This is a genomic window from Roseburia sp. AM23-20, from assembly GCF_003470905.1.
GTDB classification, from domain to species: domain Bacteria; phylum Bacillota; class Clostridia; order Lachnospirales; family Lachnospiraceae; genus Roseburia; species Roseburia rectibacter.
Genome location: NZ_QRHS01000065.1, coordinates 1 through 1,505 on the forward strand (window position 1 = coordinate 1; position 1,505 = coordinate 1,505).

General features: G+C 43.5%; 1 protein-coding gene. It reads left to right on the forward strand.

Translation table 11 applies throughout. The features are described 5' to 3' along the window. Positions 1–749 precede the first annotated feature (749 nt). Positions 750–1,505: group II intron reverse transcriptase/maturase (gene ltrA, locus DW650_RS19275; RefSeq protein WP_243103036.1), on the forward strand; the 756-nt coding region annotated here is incomplete at its 3' end.

Here is a 1,505-nt window from a genome sequence, read left to right on the forward strand (position 1 = left end):
GCTCTAATGGGTGAAAGTCCCGAACACGCCTAGGCAACGAGGAAGTGTATAGCAGAACAGCAAGGGTGTCCATCGTGAGGTGGAATCTGAAGGAAGCTGTAAGCAAACTCTTGGTCCGACGGACAGAAATCACATATAAGGCTCGGAAATACGGATAAGTCTGCCAAAAGAGATGAAGTCCTAAAGTTGCTGGAAGTACGAGTAAATGTGGCGGATAGATGAGAGGAAAGAGCGTGCACCTTAAGCGTGGAGGTCTCACAGGGGTTTCATTAGCCTAGTAACAACGAACTGTGAGAAGTCAGCCGAGCCCATAGTAGTGAAGAAGTCTCTGTAATAGAGATGGAGCAAAGGGGCGAACAATCAATAAGTTTGAGTATGTCTCGTATTGCAGAAGAGATAACATCTGCCGTAACCAATCGGGTAAAAGATGGTCAAATCAAGCGAGACGGAAAGGAAAGAACGCATGGACACAAGTAGTCTAATGGAGCAGATATTATCTAGCGATAACCTCAACAGAGCATATCTGCAGGTCGTACGAAACAAAGGTGCAGAGGGAGTGGACGGAATGAAGTGCACAGAACTTAAGGAACATCTTGCAAAGAACGGCGAAATCATTAAGGAGCAGCTGAGGACAAGAAAGTATAAACCTCAGCCAGTACGGAGAGTGGAGATACCAAAACCCGATGGCGGTTTCAGAAACCTGGGAGTGCCAACAGTAACAGACAGATTTATACAACAACAGAGCATATCTGCAGGTCGTACGAAACAAAGGTGCAGAGGGAGTGGACGGAATGAAGTACACAGAACTCAAAGAACATCTTGCAAAGAACGGCGAAAACATCAAGGAACAGTTGAGGACAAGAAAGTATAAACCTCAGCCAGTACGGAGAGTGGAGATACCAAAGCCCGATGGCGGTTTCAGAAACCTGGGAGTGCCAACAGTAACAGACAGATTTATACAACAAGCTATTGCACAGGTCTTAACACCAATCTATGAGGAGCAGTTCCATGATCATAGTTATGGATTCAGACCGAACAGATGTGCACAACAGGCAATCCTGACAGCACTTGATATGATGAACGAGGGCAACGACTGGATTGTAGACATTGACTTGGAAAAGTTCTTTGACACAGTAAACCATGACAAGCTTATGACCATCATAGGCAGAACTATAAAAGATGGAGATGTTATCTCTATCATTAGGAAATATCTTGTCAGTGGAATCATGATTGATGATGAGTATGAGGATTCTATTGTGGGAACACCACAAGGAGGAAATCTTTCACCATTACTGGCAAATATCATGCTGAATGAACTTGATAAGGAAATGGAAAAGAGAGGGCTTAACTTTGTACGATACGCGGATGACTGTATTATTATGGTCGGAAGCGAAATGTCTGCCAATCGTGTAATGAGAAACATATCTCGTTTTATTGAAGAGAAAGTAGGACTCAAAGTTAACATGACCAAGAGCAAAGTAGATAGACCAAGAGGATTGAAATAT